Below are 20379 nucleotides of genomic sequence, written 5' to 3'. Positions count from 1 at the left end.
TCGGTCGCCGCGAGGTAGTAGTTCGTCACGCCTCCACCTCCGTCGTGGCCGTGGTTCCGGCGGGTCCGTCGGCTGCCGCGGAGATCCGCACCAGCTCGCCGGGTCGGGCGCCGGTGTCCGCAAGGACCCCGCTGCCCGTCGAGTTCAGCGGGAGCCAGACCACCCGGTCCGGCATCGCGGTGACCTGGAGCGGCAGCCGGACGTCACCGGCGGGACCGGTCACCGCGAGGACGTCGCCGTCCTTGACGCCGGTCTCGGCGGCGGTGGTGGCCGAGAGCCTGGCGACCGCCGCGTGCCGGGTGCCCGCCAGGGCTTCGTCGCCGTCCTGGAGCCGCCCCTGGTCGAGCAGCATCCGGTGGCCGGCGAGGACCGCTTCGCCCTCGGCGGGGCGGGGCAGCGGCCGGGTCGTGGCGGCCGGGTCGTCCGCGTACCGGCCGGTCCAGGAACCCAGCCTGTCCAGTTCGTCGCGTACGGACCTGACGTCCGGCAGCGCGAAGTGGCTGAGCCGGTCACCGCCCGCGGCGTCGGCCAGCGCGTCGGCGAGCATGTGCAGCACCCGCGAGTCGGCGGGGGCCAGCGTGCGCGTCATCTGCTCCGGCTTGAGCGACGCCTCGAACGGCCTTGCCCGGCCTTCCCAGTTGAGGAAGGTGCCCGCCTTCTCGGCGACCGCGGCCACCGGGAAGACCACGTCGGCCCGCTCGGTGACCTCGCTGGGCCGCAGTTCGAGGGAGACCAGGAAGCCGACCTTGTCGAGTGCTTCCCGGGCGCGGGCCGGGTCGGGCAGGTCGGCGGTCTCGACGCCCGCGACGAGCAGTGCGCCGAGTTCGCCGGTGGCCGCGGCCTCGATGATCTGGCCGGTGTCGCGGCCGAACCGGTGCGGCAGTTCGCGTACCCCCCAGAGGGCCGCGACCTCTTCGCGGGCCCGGGGGTCGGTGGCGGGACGGCCGCCGGGCAGCAGCGCGGGGATCGCGCCCGCCTCGACGGCGCCGCGCTCACCCGCCCTGCGGGGCACCCACACCAGGGCGGCGCCGGTGGCCGTCGCGGTCCGGACGACCGCGGTCAGCCCGCCGGGTACGGCGGCCAGCCGCTCGCCGACGACGATCACCGCGCCGTCCGCACGCAACGCCTCGGCGGCCTGCTGCCCTTCGGCGTCCAGGCCCACCCCGCCCGCGATGGCGTCCAGCCACTCGGTCTCGGTGCCGGGCGCCGCGGGCAGCAGCACCCCGCCCGCCTTGGCCAGTCCACGGGTCGCGTACGTGGCCAGGGCGAAGGTGCGCTGGCCGTGCTTGCGGTGTGCCTTGCGCAGCCGCAGGAAGACACCGGGGGCCTCCTCCTCGGACTCGAATCCGACGAGGAGGACGGCCGGGGCCTTCTCCAGCGAGGTGTTGGTGACGCCCGCACCGTCGAGATCCCGGCCGCGCCCCGCGACCCGGGCGGCCAGGAAGTCGGCCTCCTCGGCGGAGTGCACCCGGGCGCGGAAGTCCACGTCGTTGGTGTCGAGGGCGACGCGCGCGAACTTGGCGTAGGCGTACGCGTCTTCGACGGTGAGGCGGCCACCGGTGAGCACCCCGGCCCGGCCGCAGGCCGCCGCGAGTCCGTTCGCCGCCTTCTCCAGCGCCTCCGGCCAGCTGGCCGTTTCCAGGACGCCGTCCTCGTTCCGTACGAGGGGGGTGGTCAGCCGGTCGGGGCGCTGGGCGTAACGGAACCCGAAGCGCCCCTTGTCGCAGAGCCACTCCTCGTTGACCTCGGGGTCGTTGGCGGCGAGCCGCCGCATGACCTTGCCGCGCCGGTGGTCGGTGCGGGTCGCGCAGCCGCCCGCGCAGTGCTCGCACACCGAGGGCGACGACACCAGGTCGAAGGGGCGGGAGCGGAACCGGTACGCCGCCGAGGTGAGCGCGCCGACCGGGCAGATCTGGATGGTGTTGCCGGAGAAGTACGACTCGAAGGGGTCACCCTCGCCGATGCCGACCTGCTGGAGCGCGCCGCGTTCCAGCAGCTCGATCATCGGGTCTCCGGCGATCTGGTTGGAGAACCGCGTACAGCGGGCGCAGAGCACGCACCGCTCCCGGTCGAGCAGCACCTGGGTGGAGATCGGTACCGGCTTCTCGAAGGTCCGCTTCTTGCCGTCGAAGCGGGAGTCCGCGTCGCCGTGCGACATGGACTGGTTCTGCAGCGGGCACTCGCCGCCCTTGTCGCAGACCGGGCAGTCCAGCGGGTGGTTGATGAGCAGCAGCTCCATCACACCGCGCTGGGCCTTCTCGGCGACCGGCGAGGTGATCTGCGACTTGACGACCATGCCGTCGGTGCAGGTGATGGTGCAGGAGGCCATCGGCTTGCGCTGGCCCTCGACCTCGACGATGCACTGACGGCAGGCGCCGGCCGGGTCGAGGAGCGGGTGGTCGCAGAAGCGCGGGATCTCGACGCCGACCTGTTCGGCGGCGCGGATGACCAGGGTCCCCTTGGGGACCGAGATCGCGATGCCGTCGATGGTCAGCGAGACCAGGTCCTCCGGCGGAACTGCCGCCGCCCCGCCCCCGGAGGGAGCGCGTTTGCCCGTGGCGGAGCCACTGTCGGGCTGAAGTACTGTCATGCGTTCACCTCCGAGGTGCGGTGGGGTTCGTCGGCCCAGACCGTCGACCTGGCCGGGTCGAACGGGCAGCCCTTGCCGGTGATGTGCTGCTCGTACTCCTCGCGGAAGTACTTGAGCGAGGAGAAGATCGGCGAGGCGGCGCCGTCGCCGAGTGCGCAGAACGACTTACCGTTTATGTTGTCGGCGATGTCGTTCAGCTTGTCGAGGTCGGCCATCTGGCCCTTGCCCGCCTCGATGTCGCGGAGCAACTGGACCAGCCAGTACGTCCCTTCGCGGCACGGTGTGCACTTGCCGCAGGACTCGTGCGCGTAGAACTCGGTCCAGCGGGTGACGGCCCGCACCACGCAGGTCGTCTCGTCGAAGCACTGGAGCGCCTTGGTGCCGAGCATCGATCCGGCGGCGCCCACCCCTTCGTAGTCCAGCGGGACGTCGAGGTGTTCTTCGGTGAACATCGGGGTCGAAGAGCCGCCCGGTGTCCAGAACTTGAGCCGGTGGCCGCTCCGGATGCCGCCGCTCATGTCGAGCAGCTGGCGGAGCGTGATGCCGAGCGGGGCCTCGTACTGGCCGGGGCTGGTGACGTGCCCGCTCAGCGAATAGAGCGTGAATCCGGGGGACTTCTCGCTGCCCATGGTCCGGAACCAGTCCTTGCCCCGGTTCAGGATCGCGGGAACCGATGCGATGGACTCGACGTTGTTCACCACAGTGGGACATGCGTAGAGCCCGGCCACGGCAGGGAAGGGAGGACGGAGCCTGGGCTGGCCGCGGCGGCCCTCCAGGGAATCGAGCAGTGCGGTCTCTTCACCGCAGATGTACGCGCCCGCCCCCGCGTGCACGGTGACGTCGAGGTCGAGTCCGCTGCCCAGGATGTCCTTGCCGAGGAAGCCCGCCTCGTACGCCTCGCGTACGGCCTCGTGCAACCTCCGCAGTACGGGGACGACTTCGCCCCGGAGATAGATGAAGGCATGCGAAGACCTGATCGCGTAACAGGCGATCACGATCCCCTCGATGAGGGAATGCGGGTTCGCGAAGAGGAGCGGGATGTCCTTGCAGGTCCCGGGCTCCGATTCGTCGGCGTTGACAACTAGATAGTGCGGCTTTCCGTCGCCCTGCGGGATGAACTGCCACTTCATTCCGGTGGGGAAGCCCGCGCCGCCACGGCCGCGCAGACCGGAGTCCTTGACGTACGCGATGAGGTCGTCGGGCTCCATGGCGAGGGCCTTCTTCAGGCCCTCGTACCCCTCGTGCCGCTTGTACGTCTCCAGGGTCCAGGACTCCGCCTGGTCCCAGAAGGCCGAAAGGACCGGCGTGAGCACCTGCTCGGGGCCGGTCCTGCCGTTCCCCTCGCCGTTTCCGCCGCCGTTGATCTCGGTCGCCAAGGTCATCACTCCCCCTCCTCGGCCGCGGGTCCTGCCTGGTTGTCCGGGTCGGAGGCCGAGGTCTGCTGTGGTGGGTCCTCGGGGGCCTCGCCACGTGGGGACACCACGCGTGGCCGGGGGCCCTCGCCCTTCGCGAGCCGCAGGCCGACCAGTGACGCGGGTCCCGCGCCGCCGGTCGCCTCGACCGCTCCGGGCCGCTGGTCGGGGAAGCCCGCCAGGATCCGGGAGGTCTCCTGGTAGGTACAGAGGGGCGCACCGCGGGTCGGGGCCACCTGCTGCCCTGCTCGCAGGTCGTCGACCAGTTGCTTCGCGGACTCGACGGTCTGGTTGTCGAAGAACTCCCAGTTCACCATCAGGACCGGCGCGAAGTCGCAGGCCGCGTTGCACTCGATGTGCTCCAGGGTGACCTTGCCGTCGCCGGTGGTCTCCCCGTCGCCGACGTCCAGGTGTTCCCGCAGCGCGGAGTAGATCGCGTCGCCGCCCATCACCGCGCACAGGGTGTTGGTGCAGACGCCGACCTGGTAGTCGCCGCTCGGCTTGCGCCGGTACATGGAGTAGAAGGTGGAGACCGCGGTGACCTCGGCGGTGGTCAGGTCCAGCACCTCGGCGCAGAACCGCACCCCGGTCCGGGTGACGTACCCCTCCTCGGCCTGCACCAGGTGCAGCAGCGGCAGCAGTGCCGACCTGCTGTCCGGGTAGCGGGCGACGATCTCCTTCGCGTCCGCGTCGAGCCTGGCGCGTACGTCGGCCGGGTAGTCGGGAGCGGGGAGTTGGGGCATGCCCAGACTCGTTGCAGCGGTCGAAGCCGCCGGAGCAGCGTCCGTCATCGGTCGACGCCTCCCATCACGGGGTCGATGGACGCGACAGCGACGATGACGTCGGCGACCTGGCCGCCCTCGCACATCGCCGCCATGGCCTGCAGATTGGTGAAGGACGGGTCGCGGAAGTGGACCCGGTAGGGCCGGGTGCCGCCGTCGGAGACGACGTGGACGCCCAGTTCGCCCTTGGGTGACTCGACCGCGGTGTACGCCTGTCCGGCCGGGACCCGGAAGCCCTCGGTCACCAGCTTGAAGTGGTGGATCAGGGCCTCCATGGAGGTGCCCATGATCTCCTTGATGTGGTCCAGCGAGTTGCCGAGTCCGTCCGGGCCGAGCGCGAGCTGCGCGGGCCAGGCGATCTTCTTGTCGGCGACCATGACCGGGCCCGGCTCCAGGCGGTCCAGGCACTGCTCGATGATGCGCAGCGACTGCCGCATCTCTTCGAGGCGCACCAGGAAGCGGCCGTAGGAGTCGCAGGTGTCGGCGGTCGGGACCTCGAAGTCGTAGTTCTCGTAACCGCAGTACGGGTCGGTCTTGCGCAGGTCGTGCGGGAGCCCCGCGGAGCGCACGATCGGACCGGTCGCGCCGAGGGCCATGCAGCCGGCCAGGTCGAGATAGCCGACGTTCTGCATGCGCGCCTTGAAGATCGGGTTGCCGGTGGCGAGCTTGTCGTACTCCGGCAGGTTCTTGCGCATCGTCTTCACGAACTCGCGCAGCTGGTCCACGGCGCCCGGGGGCAGGTCCTGGGCCAGTCCGCCGGGCCTGACGAACGCGTGGTTCATCCGGAGTCCGGTGATCAGCTCGAAGATGTCGAGGACGAGTTCACGGTCGCGGAAGCCGTAGATCATTATCGTCGTCGCGCCCAGTTCCATACCGCCGGTGGCGAGACAGACCAGGTGCGAGGAGATCCGGTTGAGCTCCATCAGCAGGACGCGGATGACCGACACCCGGTCGGGAATCTGGTCCTCGATGCCGAGCAGCTTCTCGACGCCCAGGCAGTACGCCGTCTCGTTGAAGAACGGCGTCAGGTAGTCCATGCGCGTGACGAAGGTGGTGCCCTGCGTCCAGGTCCGGTATTCGAGGTTCTTCTCGATGCCGGTGTGGAGATAGCCGATGCCGCAGCGGGCCTCGGTGACGGTCTCGCCGTCGATCTCCAGGATCAGCCGGAGCACACCGTGCGTGGACGGGTGCTGCGGTCCCATGTTGACGACGATGCGCTCGTCGTCGGCCTTGGCCGCGGACTGGACGACTTCGTCCCAGTCGCCACCGGTGACTGTATATACAGTCCCCTCGGTCGTCTCGCGGGCCGCGGCCTGTGATGCGGAGGTGGGTGAAGTGGACATCAGGTGTACGACCTCCGCTGGTCCGGAGCGGGAATCTGGGCGCCCTTGTACTCGATGGCGATGCCGCCCAGGGGGTAGTCCTTGCGCTGCGGGAAGCCCTGCCAGTCGTCCGGCATCATGATCCGGGTGAGGGCCGGGTGGCCGTCGAAGATCAGGCCGAAGAAGTCGTAGACCTCGCGCTCGTGCCAGTCGTTGGTCGGATAGACCGCGACCAGCGACGGGATGTGCGGGTCCGCGTCCGGCGTACCGACCTCCAGGCGGATCAGCCGCCCGTGGGTGATCGAGCGCAGGTGGTAGACCGCGTGCAGTTCGCGGCCCTTGTCCCCCGGGAAGTGCACGGCGCTCACGCCCGTGCAGAGCTCGAAGCGGAGGGCCGGATCGTCGCGCAGGGTCCGCGCCACGGTCGGCAGGTGCTCGCGGTCGATGTGGAAGGTGAGCTCGCCGCGGTCGACGACCGTCTTCTCGATGGCGTTGCCGGGGACGAGTCCCTGCTCCTCCAGCGCACCCTCCAGCTCGTCGGCGACCTCGTCGAACCAACCGCCGTAGGGCCGGTTCGTGGCGCCGGGCAGGGCCACGGTCCGTACGAGACCGCCGTATCCGCTGGTGTCCCCGCCGTTGTTGGCGCCGAACATCCCCTTGCGTACGCCGATGACCTCACCGGAAGCGTCGCGCCGGTCCGGTGCCGCGCCGTTCTTCTCGTGCTCGTCACTCACCGCAGCAGCCCCTTCATCTCGATCGTCGGGAGCGCCTTGAGGGCCGCCTCCTCCGCCTCGCGGGCCGCTTCCACCTGGTTGACCCCGAGCTTGGAGCCCTGGATCTTCTGGTGGAGCTTGAGGATGGCGTCCATCAGCATCTCGGGACGGGGCGGGCAGCCGGGCAAATAGATATCAACCGGGACGATGTGGTCCACACCCTGAACAATTGCGTAATTGTTGAACATGCCGCCCGATGACGCACAAACCCCCATGGAGATAACCCACTTGGGGCTGGGCATCTGGTCATAGACCTGCCGCAGGACGGGCGCCATCTTCTGGCTCACCCGCCCGGCCACGATCATCAGGTCCGCCTGTCGCGGCGATCCGCGGAAGACCTCCATGCCGAACCGCGCCAGGTCGTACCGGCCCGCGCCCGTCGTCATCATCTCGATGGCGCAGCAGGCGAGGCCGAAGGTGGCCGGGAAGACGGAGGATTTCCGTACCCAGCCCGCGGCCTGTTCGACGGTGGTCAGCAGAAAGCCACTCGGCAGCTTCTCTTCGAGTCCCATAGGTGCCCCTCAGCCCCTCAGTCCCATTCCAGACCGCCGCGCCGCCACACATACGCGTAGGCGACGAAGACGGTGAGCACGAAGAGCAGCATCTCGACGAGCCCGAAAAGCCCCAGGGAGTCGAAGGTGACCGCCCAGGGATAGAGGAAGACGATCTCGATGTCGAAGACGATGAACAGCATCGCCGTCAGGTAGTACTTGATCGGGAAACGGCCGCCTCCGGCCGGCGTGGGTGTCGGTTCGATACCGCACTCGTACGCTTCGAGCTTCGCCCGGTTGTAGCGCTTGGGGCCGATAAGCGTGGCCATGACCACGGAGAAGATCGCAAACCCTGCCCCGAGGGCGCCGAGTACGAGGATGGGCGCGTAGGCATTCACGCTCCTCGCTCCTTCCAGTCGTCCTTGACCGTTGGACCGCATCGGGCCGGCTCGTCCGCCTCGCTCGCCCCGCCGTCCGGACGAAGATCGCGAATATGTGAAGCAGGTCACAAGCCCGACTGCCCCGCATCCTATGCCCGCCGGTCTGTGATCTGCGACACGGGGTACGACAACGCCTTTGTGATCTCCACCACCTGACGAAGGATCATGAAGTCGGATGACCGGTGATCTTCATACGCGAAGCGCCCGGGTGGTCACGAGACGTGACATCTTCCCGTGTTACCGCTGGTCCAGAGGGTGCGCCCCTATCAAGTAGTGGCCCATACACGCAAATTGGCGATGGACAGATCCGAGTGATAGAGGTCCGCCGCACACCCCTAGGGGGTGAGTTCGGCGACCGGAACGGTCACGGACGGCCGCGTGCGCGCATTCACGAGCGGCGCCGTTCGCGGACGCAGCCGCACCCCTCCCGGGTTCGTGACCGCGGCGTGACCTGCCTCACTCCGCGCCGGGTGCGGAAGAAACGGGGCTTGGCCAACTTCGTGAACGGATGGTAGGCGTCGGGCAATTCGGACGAATTACGGAAAGCCCATGATCACAACCATGATCATCGATGACCGTATTGCCCGTTTGGGCGTCAATAAAGGCCGTGGGCAACCGGAATGAACTCATCCGTTCGTAACTGTGGCGCAACACACGTTTGTTGATGGGGACCGGGAATGACTGATAGCGGTAGTGCTCATGTCCCACACCGCTCACATACCCAGCCACCGGAAGCCCCGCCTCAGCACAGCCAAGAACGTGCTCCGCGCCGGAGTTGCCGGTGGCGTTCTCAGCACCATCGCAGTGGCAGGCGCCGCCGGTTCGGCAAACGCTGCCGAGCCGGTGACCGAGACCACCATCCAGATGCCCACCCTCAGCGCCGCACAGGTCGCCGAAGCCACCGAGCAGGCCGCCACCGACCTGCAGCAGCAGGCCCAGCAGGACACCGCGGCCCAGGACGCCGCCAAGGCCGCCAAGAAGGCCAAGACGGACGCCGTCCACAAGGCCGAGGCCAAGAAGAAGGCCGAGGCGAAGGCCAAGGCCGAGGCCGAAGCCAAGAAGAAGGCCGAGGCGGCTGCCCTGCAGCGCGCGTCGCGCTCCTCCGCCCGTACGACGCTCAACGCCGTCCCCGCGTCCAGCGTCAGCAACACCGGCGGCAGCAGCTCCTCCAGCTCCTCGCAGGCCACCGGCTCCGCCGCGTCCATCGTGAGCTTCGTGAAGTCCCACATCGGCGACGCGTACGTCATGGGCGGCACCGGTTCCAGCTCCTGGGACTGCTCCGGCCTGGTCCAGGCCGCGTACAAGAACATCGGCGTCGACCTGCCGCGCGTCTCGCAGGGCCAGTCGACCGCGGGCACCCAGGTCTCGCTGAGCAACCTCCAGCCCGGCGACATCCTTTACTGGGGCAGCGCGGGCAGCGCGTACCACGTGGCCATCTACGTCGGCGGCGGCCAGTTCGTCGGCGCGCAGAACCCGAGCTCCGGTGTGGTCGAGCGCCCCCTGAGCTACGACCAGCCGACCGGCGCGGTCCGCGTTCTCTGATCCACACGGGGCTGCCCTCCGGTCCCCCCTGGGCGGTTCTCCGATCCGTCACCGGACGGGTGCCCCGATCCACCCGACGGCTCTCCGACCTGTCCGAGGCATTTCCCCGATTCGTCCGAGATGACCGTTCAGTGGCAAGTCATGGCCGATGGGCCACCGTTCCCCCCGCTCGGGAGCGACGGCCCATCGTCATGAATCGTCATGAATCGTCATGACCGGAACCTGCCGGGCGGTCAGCCCGTGCGCAGCAGGACCCGGCCGAGGTTGCCGCGCGCCTCGACCAACTCGACGGCCTCCGCGATCCGGTCGAGCGGCAGCGCCGTGTGCGCCGGGTGCAGGCGGCCCGCGGCGTGCAGGTCCCACAGCTCTGCCCGCAGCCGGGCGATCCGTTCGGGCCGGTCGCGGCTGATCCGTCCGACGGAGAACCCGGTCACCGACTTGAGGTCGCCGAGCAGGCTTCCGGCGTCCACGGCGCCGCCGCCCGCACTGAACGCCACGAGCCTGCCGTGCGGCGCGAGAGCGTCCACTCCCCGCTGCACCAACGCGCCGCCGACGCCGTCCAGGACCACGTCCACCGGGTCGCCCCAGGACTCCTGCCCGTACGTCACCACCTCGTCGGCGCCGCACCCGCGCACGAAGCCGGCCTTCTCCGGCGACCCGACCGCCGCGACGACCCGACCCGCACCCAGCGCCCTGGCCAGTTGCACGGCCAGATGCCCGCTCCCACTGGCCGCCGCGGTGACCAGGACCGACTCGCCCCGCTCGAAGCGTCCGGCACGAAGTGCGCCGAGCGCGACCAGGCCGCCGCGTACCAGCGCAAGCGCGTCCGGGGCGGTCACCTCCGGCGGTACACGAGTGACCAACGCAGGGGCGGCGAGCACCGACCGGGCGTAGACGTCCTCGAACACCACCCCGCCCACGCGGTCCCCGACCTCGAACCCCGCCACACCCACGCCCAGCGCGGCGACCCGCCCGACCATCTCGCCGCCCGGTCCGGCTTCCGGCGCGGTACGGCCGCGCAGCATCCTGACGAGACCGATCCCCACCCCCACGACCTCGGTGTGTACGAGCAGTTGCCCGGGACCCGGGACCGGCACGGGCACCTCGTCGATCACGAACGGCTCGGCGGTGTCCCACGGCTGGAACCTGATCCTGCGCATGCGCGCCTCCCTCTCCCGGCTTCCGGCTTCCGGCCGCAATCCATTGGGATCCCCAACGATAATCGAATCCATGGGGAACCCCAACGAATTTGCCTAGACTGTCGCCATGCACGCATCCCCCGCCCCGCTCAGCCGCCTCCGGACCCTGCCCAGCTGGCTGTTGGCCCGCGCCTCGGCCCGCGGCCACCGCCTGGTCAGCGAACACCTCGCCGAGGAGGGCGTACGGATGCCCCACCACGCGGTGCTGTGCGGCATCGCCGAACTCGGCCCCCTGGCCCAGGCCGAGCTGTCCCGCACCGTCCGGATCGACCCCAAGGACATGGTCACGGTGCTCAACGAGCTACAGGCCAAGCAGCTGATCAGCCGCACCAGGGACCCCCGCGACGCCCGCAAGAACGCACTCGAACTCACGGCGGACGGCCGGGCGCTCCTGCACCGCCTGGAGAAACTGGGCGACCGGGCCAACGACGAACTGCTCGCCCCGCTGACGCCTACGGAACGGAAGCAGCTCAACGCGCTGCTCGCCAGGCTGATCGCCACGGAACAGCAGTAGGCCTCAAGGCCGTCCGGCGGCTGCCCAAGGGCTGACGCCCAGCAGTTCCCCGCGCCCACATCAGCTCATAGGCTCGCAGCGGCACGGTCCGGTCTCCACCACGACAGCGGGCGCCCGCACGAAGGCGAAGGACGAGCATGAGCGACCTCACCGGCTTCCAGGACATCTCCCCGACCACCCTCGCGGACGTCCTGGGCCGCGAGCACGTCATGAACACCGGTATCCGCCCGCTGTGGCCGTCGCCTCCACGCATCGCGGGCCCCGCGTTCACCGTGCGGTGCCCTCCCGGTGACAACCTCATGCTGCACGCGGCCATCCACCGCGCGGAGCCCGGCTCGGTCCTCGTCGTCGAGGCGGGCGATGTGGACTACGCACTCGCCGGAGGGAACGTCTGCGCCGTCGCCCAGCGCCGGGGCATCGTGGCGCTGGTGGCGGACGGCGTGATCAGGGACCTCGCCGAGGTGCGCGCGATGGGCTTCCCCGTCTTCGCCAGGGGCGTCATCCCGTACCCCGGCACCAAAAAGGCCGTCGTCCCCCTCAACGGCGAAGTGCGGTGCGGAGGCGTGCGGGTGAACGCCGGGGACATCGTCGTGGCCGACGAGGAGGGCATCGTGGTCACGCCCCACGCCCGTCGGGAAGAGGTACTCCTCTCGGCTCGGGCCAAGTTGGCCAAGGAGGCCGACGAGTCACTCGACGCGTGGGAAACGGCGCACCGCGCCCGCATCGACGAGATCCTGGCCGAGAACGGCTTCGAGGGCTGACCTGGACGGCACTCGGCCTGAGGGCAGGCGAGTTCGACCACAGCCGACCGGGGTGGAGTCGTGCAGTCCAGCAGCCCGGCAACGCCGACGCCACGGCGTGACTATGCGTCGCGGTCACTTCGCAGGGCCTGGATGAGCCAGGGGTACACGGGGGTCAGGCTCGGTACCACCTGCCAGCCGTTGACGATCCACACCAGCCGCCAGTACCGATCCACCCTGGGATCGTGCGCCTCTTCGAACCGCTGGGCCATCCAGGCCCGGAATTCCACGTCAGGGGTGCGCGCGAACACCTCGGCGAAGCGGTGCACCAGGTCGTCGATGACGGGGGCGGCCCTGCTGTCGCGCGGGCCGATGCCCGACTCCATGGCCTCGGCCACCTTCTGACGGGTGACTCCCATCAGTTCCTCGCCGGCCTCGCTCTCGATGTCGAGCGGTCGCCCGGCGGCCTGACGCCCGGCCGTCCGGCGCATCCGGGCCCGGAAGTCCTCGTCGCCGACCAGCCCGGCGAGCTCCACCCAGGCGGCGACCTGGTCGCTGGACGGATCATCGGGGAGGTCGGGAGTGGCAGCGCGAACCATGGCCACAGCCGCTGGGTCGGCATCCATGGTGCCGAAGGTGCCCTCAATGAAATCGTCGATCAGGCGCCGGCGTTCCTCGCCGGACAACTGCGTGAGCCTGTGCATGAGCTTGGTCTCCTCGGGATCGGACCCGCGTCCGGCCACGACTCGCAGAACGCTCCGACGCAGTTGCAGCACCCGGATCTGGACGTCCATCGCGTCGGCGTGCGCCGCGGCGACTTCCGCCACCGAGAGCTCACGGTCCAGTACCCGTTGAATCGTGGCCAGGTCCATGCCCAGCTCGCGCAGGGTGCGGAGAAGTTCCAGACGAAGCAGTGCGTCGAGGTCGTAGAGCCGGTAACCGGCGGGACTTCGGGTGGTCGGCGTCACCACCCCCGAATCGGAGTAGAACCGGATGGTCCTCACGGGCACGCCGGTCCGCCGGGAAAGCTCCCCGATCGAGTAGAGGGTCGTCACGTCCATGTCCCCCACTCTGCTGTCTCCAGCCACTGGAGACTCAAGCCATTCCCCAGCCGGGCCCCGACCTTGAGGACTGAGCCGAACTCGCCGCCGCGCGGGCAGTTCCCTTCGCCCCGCCCACGCCCGGTCATTCGACGAGCGTGAACCAGACGGACTTGGAGCCCGGTACGGGTTCATCGTTGACCCGTACTCCCCAGCGGGCGGCCAGGCAGTCCACCAGGACCAGCCCACGGCCGCGTTCCGCGTCCGGCAACTGCCGATGTACGGGCCGGGGCGGCGAATCCGGCTCCTCGTCCGTCACGTACACCGTCACCTGCTTCGGGTTGACGGTCACATCCACCCGGATCATCCGCGAACGCGTATGACAGTACGAGTTGGTGACGACCTCGCTCGCACAGAGACGGGCATCATCCACCAGCCGGGGGTGCCCGGTAGCCCGGAGCAGTGTCCCGAGGAAGTCCCGCACGATGCCCGGGGCGGTCGGACTGTTCGGCGCGACGACCCGGTAACGCGCTCCGCGTTGTGGAAGGGGCGGGCGAGGTACTGGAGGGGCGGTTGCCGGGGTCATTTCGCGTTCTCCCTTACGTGATCCGGTCTCGGTCGCAGCATGCAGCGCCATCTGCAACCCGTGGCATCGGCCAACCGCGCACACTCAACAGGCCTACGCATGGCTGCACTTCGGGCATTCGGTGGTAAACGCCGCACGGTCAGGACCGTAGAGGGAATACAAGCCCCGGAGCAAGCTTGTCACTAGGGTTCACACGACCGAGTGGACCAGTCCCGCCGTCAGACGCCAAACTGGTCGCAAACAGGGGAAGGTGACATGCCGCCAAGGGACAACCCGACCGGGCGCCAGGTACGCCTGGGCGGTGAGCTGAGGAAGCTGCGCGAACGCGCGGGCAAGACTGCCCGGGAAGCAGCCGGGCTCATCTCGACCGACCAGGCCAAGATCAGTCACATCGAGGCGGGCCGTACCGGCATCGGCGAGGACCGGATTCGCCGCCTGGCCAGTTTCTACGCCTGCGACGACCATGCGTTGATCGAGGCACTGTGCGCCATATCGCGGGAACACCGGGGCCAGTTCTGGTGGGACGAATACCGGGGAGTACTCGCGCCCGGGTTCTTGAACATCGCGGAGATGGAGCATCACGCCCGTCACATGCAGTGCCTGCAGTCGGTGACACTGCCCGGATTGCTCCAGACACCTGAGTACGCCCGAGCCCTGTTCGAAGCAGTCCTCCCCAAACTGCCCGAGGAGGACGTGGCGGCCAGGCTCGAACACCGCATGCGGAGGCAATCACTGCTCGACAGGGAGCAGCCACCCACCTTCGATGTCCTCGTACACGAAGCGGCTCTGCGCATGCGCGTCGGCGGACGCACGACGGCCCGCGAGCAATTGCAGCACCTCATCGAGGCAACGGACCGGCCGAACGTGACCGTGCAGGTGATCCCGTTCGCCATCGACCGGTTCATCGACATCACCCAGACCGTGCTGTACGCAGCCGGCGCCGTGCCACAACTCGACACGGTGCACATCGACACCCCCATCCGCGGTCTCTTCCTGGATGCGGCGGCGGACATTCGCAAGTACGGGTTGCAACTGGACGTCGCGAAGCAAGCCTCGCTGGAGCCCTCGGAGTCACGCAGCTTCATTCACCACATCGCGCGGGACATGTGAGAATCCGCAGCATGGACACAGCAATCGAGTGGCAGAAGTCATCCTTCTCCAACGGCCAGGAGCAGTGCGTCGAGATCGCGGCGAACGCCGACGACATCCTGATGCGCGAGAGTGACGATCCGGGCGCCGTTGCCGCTACGAGCCGGGCGAAGTTCGCCGCGTTCATCCACGGCGTCAAGGCGGGCGAGTTCGACCGCGCCGGACGGTAGCCGCCTCAGCGATCTCCCTCCCCGAAGGCCCTCTGCCCGCGCAGGCAAGGGCCTTCACGCATGTCCGGAGACAAGTACAGCCAGGAGCATACTTGCGCCGCACGGATGGGTAGCGCTACGGTCACCGTACGTCGCCAACGCCGGTCACGGCAGTAGCTCAGCCGCGCCCCGATTCTGTAACTCGCCCTGCGTGCAAGCTCGTTGGCGTACAAGTTCCAGAAGCCGCCCCCGCCCCGCTGTTCGTCACACAACACCCCGGGGCGGGGGCTCCCAGACGCTGCGATCGGACGGTCGGCCATGCGTACAACACCACCACCGCACCCCACCCCCACGCAGGCCCGCCTCGAACACGGCTACCGGTTCGAGGTCCTGCGCTACGGGCCCGCCAACGGCTTCGTCCCCGAACCCGTCGACCTCCGCATCCTGGCCACGCCACGCGAAGCGATCCGTACGGTCCGCTCGCAGTTGCGCTCCAGCCACGTCCTCGGACTCGCCCCACGTGAGGCGACCCGCGCCCTGTACTGGTCCGAGCACGGCGGCTGGCTGCCCGCGCTCGCCGCACTGCACCGGGGTGAACCCTGCGGGCTCGTACTACTGCTCCGCAAGGGCCGTCATCTGGAGTGGTCCGTACGGCCGTTGACCTACCTGACGTTGAGCCCGCCGGAGTGCACGCATCCGCGGCGCAGAGGGTGACCCGGTGGCATGCTCACCGTGCCCACCCCGGTACCCGGACTCCGGTCCCGAGGTTGGAGCACAGCAATGGGCCGCGCCTCTTGGCTACTTCTGATCTGCTGACGCAGGGAGATGCCCCTTGACCGACACGGCTCCCGAGCGGCGCGCCCTCGCCGATCGGCTGGCGAAGGCCGATGTGCTCACCACGCCTCAGTGGCGCGCGGCGGTGGAGGCCGTACCACGCGAGCTGTTCCTGAACCCCGGGGTGTTCCTCCCCCAGGACGGTGGCCGCTGGCGGCCGGTCACCACAGTCGGCACCGATCCGGCCGAGTGGATGCGGATCGCCTACAGCGACACGTCCCTGACCACTCAGCTCGACGGACATCTGACCGCCGACCAGGTCCGCGGTCCCGTCACAGGCTCCCCCACGTCGTCGTCCACCACCCCGGTGACCGTGGTGGACATGATCGAGAGTCTGGAGGTGGAGGACGGGCATCAGGTGCTGGAGATCGGTACGGGTACCGGCTACTCGTCCGCCCTGATGTGCCACCGGCTCGGTGAGGACAACGTGACGACCGTCGAGGTGGACCCCTCGGTATCGGCCCGCGCGGACGCCGCGCTGGAGGCGGCCGGGTTCGAGACCTGGACCGTGATCGGAGACGGACTTCTCGGTCACCCACGCCGCGCACCGTACGACCGGACGATCGCCACCTGCGCCGTCCGCCGTATCCCCCTCGCCTGGATCAGGCAGACCAAGCCGGGCGGCATCATCCTGGCTACCGTCGGCGGTTCCTGGCACTACGGCACGGGCCTGGCAAAGGTCACCGTGCGCGAAGACGGCACTGCCGAGGGCAGGATCATCGGCCGCTCCTCATTCATGCAGGCCCGATCCCAGGCCGCGCTGCCGCTGTCCGGCGACCTGTCCGCCCGTACGGCCTACGCCGACAACGCGCGGGAAGCGAAGCTGCCGCCTGTCCTGATGGAGGAGTGGATGCCCGCGTTCATCGCCCAACTCGCCGCACCGGGAGCACAGTTCGTGCACGCCGCGACGGCCGAAGGGGCCCAGCTCCTGTACCTCTTCGATACAGAGCGCGAGTCCTTCGCAGAGTTCACCGCCGACGGCAGCAGTTGGACGGTTCGCCAGGGCGGCCCCGTAGCCCTCTGGGACGACATCGAGGAGGCGTTGACCGCATGGCAGGCCGCAGGAAGTCCCGACATCACCGCCGTCCAGCTCCGCATCACGAACAGGTCCCACACGTACTGGATCGACGACAACCCGTCGCTCCGCTGGCAACACCACGTCGCCTGAGCAATAGCGAACGATCAAGACCGCGGGCCTGGCCGAGGACAGCTTTGAGGGCCGATCTCGAAACCGCGCGGGTCCGAGGCCGTAACTCACCTTGCACGCAACACTGTTGGCCTATCTTGGCCCTGGAACCCGAACCCGCCCCCGTACAAGCAGCCGCACTGCAAGCCTGACCCGGCGGTCCGGTCACCGCGCCCATTCCGGCACCCAGACGCCGGTACCCGGGCGGTCGTCCCGCACGGAGCGAAGATAGGCGCGGAACGCGGCCAGCGCGGGGTGCGGGTTGTCGCTGCGCCAGATCAGGGAGTGCGGGTAGAGCGGTGTCGGGTCGTGCAGGGCGACCCGTCGCAGGCCGTGTTCGGGGGGCCAGACGAACCGGGTCCGCTCGCCGATGAAGGTCGTCAGGGTCGGGGAGTCGGCGATCGCGTCCAGGAGGGGCGAGGTGCCGAAGCGGGGACCGGCGGAGTCGATGGTGAGCCCGAACGCGGCGGCGAGGTCGCTGTAGTACACGGCCCATTCGGTCCCGGGGGTCATGTCGGGCATCCAGATCCGGTGCCCGGCGAGCTGGGCCGGGGTCACCGTGCGGGCCCCGGCGAACTCGTGGGCCGGGCCGATCAGGAGTTGGACGGGTTCGTCGAGGATCCGGACCGACTCGATCCCGTCGGGGAGGCGTCGCGCGGGCAGGGTGAGGGCGCGGAACGTCGCGTCGACCGTGCCGGACCGGACGGCCGCGATGGCGGAGTCCGCGTCGTAGTGGGTGACGATGTCGAGCTCGGTCCCGGGGTGCGTGCGGTGGAAGTCGCGCAGCAGGTCGGCCGGGCCCAGCCGCCTGCTGATGACATCGACGCGGAGCGCGCGCCGACCGGGCCGCACGGAGGCGGCTGCCCGTTCCTCGGCCTGGAGGAGGTCTCGGGCGTGGGGCAGGAACGCCTGCCCGTCGACGGTGAGCCGGGCGCCGCGCGCCGTGCGGGTGAAGAGCCGTACACCGAGGTCCTTCTCCAGTGCGGCGACGCGCTTGGAGACGGCCTGCTGGGTGACCGCCAGGTCGGCGGCGGCCTGCTGGAACTGGCCCGTGTCCGCCACGGCGACGAAGGTGCGTACGGCATCGAGGTCCACGTCGCCCGACTCTAGTCCCGCCCGCGACCTCTCCGGAGTGCCGTTCGCGAGCCTCCCCGGAGTGCCCCTCGACCAAGAATCAAACGCCCTTCAGCCCTTCAGCCCTTCAGAACACGGTCAAGTGCCGCTCGGCCAGCTGGTCCCCAGTGCGGCTTGCCGCCGGGAAGGCCCCGGTCTCCGTTCTGCCCCATGAGCATCAGGAAGAGGCTCTTCATAGCAGCCAGCCCGCGGGCGCGCCGGATCGCCGCCTCGTCCGCATGCGCGTACGTGTCGAAGAACCGTGAGGCCGTGCCCGCGGGCAGCAGCACCCATGCGGCGGCGAGGTCCCACGCCGGATCGCCGGCGAACATGTCACCGAAGTCGACGATGCCCGAGAGCGTTCCGTCCGAGACGACGACGTTCGCGGGATGGAGGTCGCCGTGCACCCACACGGGCGGGCCCTCCCACGCGTCGGCCGCAACGGCGTCGTCCCAGACGGCCCGGACGTCGGCAGCGATGTCGTCGGGGGCAACGGCCTGGAAGAAGTTCCCGAAGCTGTCCGTGCAGTTCCTGGGATGGGTCCTGCGGTCCATGGAGATCGGCGCCTCGGCGGGTGCCTCCACATGGAGCGCCTGGAGGAAGCCCGCCAGGGTGTCGGCCGCGTGGTCGCCGCGGCTGATCGAGCCGTGGTCCAGCGGCTCGCCGGGAACCCACGTCATCACGGTCCAGTGCTTGGGGAAGCGCTCGGACGGTTCGCCGAGCCGCACCGGGGTCGGCACCGGGAGCGGAAGGCGCGGGGCCAGCACGGGTAGCCACCGCCGCTCGTTGAGCTGGAGCTCCGGGGTGGGGTCCATGCGCTGCATGCGCACGGCCAACTCGTCCCCGAGGCGCCACATCTGGTTGCCCCAGCCGCCCGCCACCTCGCGGATGGCCAGCCCTGCAAGGTCTGGATGTTGCTCCTGGAGCAGGTCGCGGACCAGGTCTGCGGTGATTTCGATCTCGCGGTCGGTCATGCGACATCACAGTACCGAGGCCGTAGGCGGAGCGGAGCGGCTCTCCCTCTCCGGAACGTCCCGGAACGTCCCGCTGTGATTCCTCACGCTGGTGCAGCCGGCTGACCAGGCGCACAACGTGCCGTTGTGGCTACGGTCGGGTCGGTTGTTTGACCTGCGGGTGTGCTGGTCGCTTTGATCTCGGGGGTCGACATCGGGGGTCGACGCCGGGGGTCGACGCCGGGGGTCGACGTCAGAGTTCCGGCGAGCGGTGAAGAGAGCGGGAGGTGCTCTGATCATGGTGTCCAGGCGGTCGCTGGGCCGGCAGTTCGGGTGGCTCTGGGCGGCCTACGCGACCAGTACGTTCGGGACGTGGCTCGCGTTCGACTCGTTCTCCCTGATCGCGATCCTCGCGCTGCACGCCGGAACGACCCAGGTGTCGTTGCTGGCCGCCGCCGGGCTGGCGGTCGGTGCGGTGGTGGCGGTGCCGCTCGGCCCCTGGGTGGAGTTCCGCCGCAAGCGGCCGGTGATGGTCGCGATGGACCTGATCCGGTTCGCCGTGCTGATGAGCATCCCCGCCGCCTGGGCGCTGGGCCACCTCAGCTTCGCCCAGCTGCTGGTCGTGTCGGTGATCGTCGGTGCGGCCGACATCGCCTTCACGGCGGCGAGCGGGGCCTGCATGAAGGCGCTCGTACGACCGGAGGACCTGCTCGTCGCGAACGGCCGGTTCGAGTCCACGACCTGGACCGCCACCATGCTCGGGCCGCCGATCGGCGGGGCCGCGATCGGGATGTTCGGCCCGGTGATGACCGTCCTGGCCAACGCGGTCAGCTACCTGCTCTCCGCTGCGGGAATCCGCGCGATCGGCGGCGAGGAACCGCGCCCCGAGCGGGCCGCGGGACCACGGATGCGCGCCGGTGACCTGCTCGACGGGTGGCGGTACATCCTCAAGCACGCGACGCTGCGCCCGCTGTTCTTCAACTCGATCCTGAACAACGGCCTGATCATGGCGGCCTCGCCGCTGCTGTCCGTGCTCATGCTCAGCCACCTCGGGTTCGCCCCCTGGCAGTACTGCATCGCCTTCGCGGTGCCCTGCATCGGCGGCCTGATCGGCTCGCGGCTGGCCCGCCGGTTCGTCACCCGGTTCGGGGAGCACAAGGTCCTGCTCACCGCCGGCACGCTGCGGGCGTGCTGGCCGATCGGGCTGGCCTTCGTCCGTCCCGGCGTTTCCGGGCTCGTCATCGTGATGGCCGTCGAGCTGGGGCTGATCACCTGCTCGGGCGTGTACAACCCGGTGCTCGCGACCTACCGGCTCACCCGGACCGCGCCCGACCGGGTGGCCCGTACGCTGTCCGCCTGGTCGGTCACCAGCAAGTCCAGCATCGCGGCGTTCACCGCCCTGTGGGGCCTGCTGGCCGCCCTCATCGGTCCGCGCACCGCGATCGCGGTCGCCGGTCTGCTGATCCTGGCGACGCCGCTGCTGCTCCCCCGGCATGACCCCGGCGCGGCACAGCCGGAACCCGAGTCGCAGCCGGAGCCGGAGGCCGCCCCGAGCCGCGCATGA

Annotated in this window: 20 protein-coding genes; 8 read left to right on the top strand and 12 right to left on the bottom strand. The window is 69.5% G+C overall.

The window, feature by feature from the left end:
* Nucleotides 1-25: 25 nt before the first annotated feature.
* From OG709_RS21245 to OG709_RS21215, 7 genes are read right to left on the bottom strand one after another with little or no spacing between them, the layout of a single operon-like run.
* A complete protein-coding gene (locus OG709_RS21245; RefSeq protein WP_329167459.1) occupies nt 26-2590 on the bottom strand; it encodes an NADH-quinone oxidoreductase subunit G in 2565 nt (854 codons plus the stop codon).
* Nucleotides 2587-3972 (bottom strand): NADH-quinone oxidoreductase subunit NuoF, encoded by a 1386-nt coding sequence (gene nuoF, locus OG709_RS21240; protein ID WP_250299126.1) that lies wholly within the window; start codon nt 3970-3972, stop codon nt 2587-2589. Before nuoF ends, OG709_RS21245 begins: the two co-directional genes overlap by 4 nt.
* Complete coding sequence (gene nuoE, locus OG709_RS21235) at nt 3972-4745, bottom strand: NADH-quinone oxidoreductase subunit NuoE (RefSeq protein ID WP_250299124.1); 774 nt, start codon at nt 4743-4745, stop codon at nt 3972-3974. The genes nuoF and nuoE overlap by 1 nt, the downstream gene beginning before the upstream one ends.
* Before the next feature lie 44 nt (nt 4746-4789).
* Nucleotides 4790-6127 carry an NADH-quinone oxidoreductase subunit D gene (locus tag OG709_RS21230; protein ID WP_250299122.1) on the bottom strand — a complete coding sequence of 446 codons (1338 nt, stop codon included), beginning with the start codon at nt 6125-6127 and terminating at the stop codon, nt 4790-4792.
* Nucleotides 6127-6840: an NADH-quinone oxidoreductase subunit C gene (locus OG709_RS21225; protein ID WP_329167455.1), complete on the bottom strand. Its 714-nt coding sequence runs from the start codon at nt 6838-6840 to the stop codon at nt 6127-6129. Before OG709_RS21225 ends, OG709_RS21230 begins: the two co-directional genes overlap by 1 nt.
* The gene (locus tag OG709_RS21220) at nt 6837-7391 is read right to left on the bottom strand and encodes a NuoB/complex I 20 kDa subunit family protein (RefSeq protein ID WP_250299119.1); all 555 of its coding nucleotides are present in this window, start codon (nt 7389-7391) and stop codon (nt 6837-6839) included. Before OG709_RS21220 ends, OG709_RS21225 begins: the two co-directional genes overlap by 4 nt.
* Before the next feature lie 17 nt (nt 7392-7408).
* Nucleotides 7409-7768, bottom strand: a complete 360-nt coding sequence (locus OG709_RS21215) for an NADH-quinone oxidoreductase subunit A (RefSeq protein WP_250299117.1) — start codon at nt 7766-7768, stop codon at nt 7409-7411.
* 741 nt (nt 7769-8509) lie between these two features.
* On the opposite strand from OG709_RS21215, the gene OG709_RS21210 reads away from it, so the two are divergent.
* Nucleotides 8510-9352 (top strand): C40 family peptidase, encoded by an 843-nt coding sequence (locus OG709_RS21210; RefSeq protein ID WP_326694225.1) that lies wholly within the window; start codon nt 8510-8512, stop codon nt 9350-9352.
* A 233-nt stretch (nt 9353-9585) separates the two neighbouring features.
* Here OG709_RS21210 and OG709_RS21205 read toward each other — a convergent pair whose 3' ends face one another.
* On the bottom strand, nt 9586-10512 hold the full coding sequence (locus OG709_RS21205) for a quinone oxidoreductase family protein (protein ID WP_326694226.1): 927 nt from the start codon (nt 10510-10512) through the stop codon (nt 9586-9588).
* Between the two features lie 106 nt (nt 10513-10618).
* Here OG709_RS21205 and OG709_RS21200 point away from each other — a divergent pair, with 106 nt between their 5' ends.
* Both OG709_RS21200 and OG709_RS21195 read left to right on the top strand, forming a co-directional pair.
* Nucleotides 10619-11065 (top strand): MarR family winged helix-turn-helix transcriptional regulator, encoded by a 447-nt coding sequence (locus OG709_RS21200; RefSeq protein WP_250299112.1) that lies wholly within the window; start codon nt 10619-10621, stop codon nt 11063-11065.
* Between the two features lie 137 nt (nt 11066-11202).
* The gene (locus OG709_RS21195) at nt 11203-11826 is read left to right on the top strand and encodes an RraA family protein (RefSeq protein WP_250299108.1); all 624 of its coding nucleotides are present in this window, start codon (nt 11203-11205) and stop codon (nt 11824-11826) included.
* A 101-nt stretch (nt 11827-11927) separates the two neighbouring features.
* On the opposite strand, the gene OG709_RS21190 is transcribed toward OG709_RS21195, so the two are convergent.
* Both OG709_RS21190 and OG709_RS21185 read right to left on the bottom strand, forming a co-directional pair.
* Nucleotides 11928-12866 carry a MerR family transcriptional regulator gene (locus OG709_RS21190; RefSeq protein WP_326694227.1) on the bottom strand — a complete coding sequence of 313 codons (939 nt, stop codon included), beginning with the start codon at nt 12864-12866 and terminating at the stop codon, nt 11928-11930.
* 124 nt (nt 12867-12990) lie between these two features.
* The gene (locus OG709_RS21185) at nt 12991-13431 is read right to left on the bottom strand and encodes an ATP-binding protein (protein WP_266641425.1); all 441 of its coding nucleotides are present in this window, start codon (nt 13429-13431) and stop codon (nt 12991-12993) included.
* 201 nt (nt 13432-13632) lie between these two features.
* Between OG709_RS21185 and OG709_RS21180 the strand changes: the two genes are divergently transcribed.
* The 4 genes from OG709_RS21180 (at nt 13633) to tgmC (ending at nt 16731) form a co-directional block, all read left to right on the top strand.
* Nucleotides 13633-14541 (top strand): helix-turn-helix domain-containing protein, encoded by a 909-nt coding sequence (locus OG709_RS21180; RefSeq protein WP_308409474.1) that lies wholly within the window; start codon nt 13633-13635, stop codon nt 14539-14541.
* A gap of 11 nt (nt 14542-14552) precedes the next feature.
* The gene (locus OG709_RS21175) at nt 14553-14750 is read left to right on the top strand and encodes a DUF397 domain-containing protein (RefSeq protein ID WP_250299102.1); all 198 of its coding nucleotides are present in this window, start codon (nt 14553-14555) and stop codon (nt 14748-14750) included.
* 297 nt (nt 14751-15047) lie between these two features.
* Complete coding sequence (locus OG709_RS21170; protein ID WP_250299100.1) at nt 15048-15443, top strand: hypothetical protein; 396 nt, start codon at nt 15048-15050, stop codon at nt 15441-15443.
* Nucleotides 15444-15561: 118 nt separating this feature from the next.
* A complete protein-coding gene (gene tgmC, locus OG709_RS21165; RefSeq protein WP_250299098.1) occupies nt 15562-16731 on the top strand; it encodes an ATP-grasp peptide maturase system methyltransferase in 1170 nt (389 codons plus the stop codon).
* Between the two features lie 183 nt (nt 16732-16914).
* On the opposite strand, the gene OG709_RS21160 is transcribed toward tgmC, so the two are convergent.
* Nucleotides 16915-17844, bottom strand: a complete 930-nt coding sequence (locus tag OG709_RS21160; protein WP_329167445.1) for a LysR family transcriptional regulator — start codon at nt 17842-17844, stop codon at nt 16915-16917.
* Between the two features lie 98 nt (nt 17845-17942).
* Nucleotides 17943-18836: an aminoglycoside phosphotransferase family protein gene (locus OG709_RS21155; RefSeq protein ID WP_329167443.1), complete on the bottom strand. Its 894-nt coding sequence runs from the start codon at nt 18834-18836 to the stop codon at nt 17943-17945.
* 277 nt (nt 18837-19113) lie between these two features.
* Between OG709_RS21155 and OG709_RS21150 the strand changes: the two genes are divergently transcribed.
* Nucleotides 19114-20379, top strand: coding sequence for an MFS transporter (locus OG709_RS21150; RefSeq protein ID WP_266641431.1), 1266 nt, complete (start codon nt 19114-19116; stop codon nt 20377-20379).

Origin of the sequence: Streptomyces sp. NBC_01267 (assembly GCF_036241575.1) — a bacterium.
Classification (GTDB): Bacteria; Actinomycetota; Actinomycetes; order Streptomycetales; family Streptomycetaceae; genus Streptomyces.
The sequence above is the reverse complement of the archived record's forward strand: the minus strand, read 5'-3'. Positions and strand labels throughout refer to the sequence as shown.